1 protein-coding gene and 1 pseudogene are annotated in these 735 nt (G+C 43.7%); both read right to left on the bottom strand.

Annotated elements, in window-relative coordinates; genetic code table 11:
* Window positions 1-315, bottom strand: a pseudogene (locus tag ACYQ3Q_RS28330) (HEAT repeat domain-containing protein); the annotation flags it as partial.
* On the bottom strand, window positions 303-735 hold a 433-nt coding region (locus tag ACYQ3Q_RS28335), incomplete at its 5' end, for a 2-oxoacid:acceptor oxidoreductase family protein (protein ID WP_459931728.1). The pseudogene ACYQ3Q_RS28330 and the gene ACYQ3Q_RS28335, both read right to left, overlap by 13 nt.

Below are 735 nucleotides of genomic sequence, written 5' to 3' on the forward strand. Positions count from 1 at the left end.
CGTAATTTGTGGACGATTGATGATCTTTTGGGCTGGTTTTAGTAAGTCTTTAGCTAAATCCACGACGACCGCGGAAGGGTTAGCAAACTGGTTTTTTAATTTCCATTGAATAATCTCAGCAAAGGTCGAATTCGTCAGTAAGTCTGCATTATTACAAAAACAATAGACCAGATCCGGAATAATCGTTTCATTGATATATTTAAGAGCAAGAGGACTTCTAGGCCCGCCCCACTCCTCTAATAAAACGGCCGCTAGGCTTTCCGTTAAGCTGGTTAAATCCTGCTTGGTCCAGTCCCAATTCATTAATTCCGCCACTGCTCATCACCTTCGTTTTGACAATGTCTAGTTTCTTGCTTTACTCCAGCTTCCAGTCCCATTTGCCACCCTAATTCTAGAGCTTTGATGTTTCGTTCCGCCGTTCCTTTAGGAGCCCGTTGCCGGACAGCCTGCAAAACATTCTCCCAAGGAATTTCCCCACTTAATGAAGCCACAACTCCCAAAGCCACGACATTAGCGCTTTGTTCGGAACCAAATTGCGTACGGGCAGTTTTCGTGATTGGCAACGAATAAAAATTGTTACTGCGCGGCTTAACTTCTGTAACCTGGGAATTATCGACAATCAAGACTGCCTCTTCACTCAGATGCAGTCCATACTTTTTATAGGCTTCTTGACTAAGGGTTAAGACAAAATCCGGTCTTTCAACTTTAGGGTAATCAATCGCTTCGTCTCCGATA

It is taken from the genome of Desulfosporosinus burensis (genome assembly GCF_054657535.1).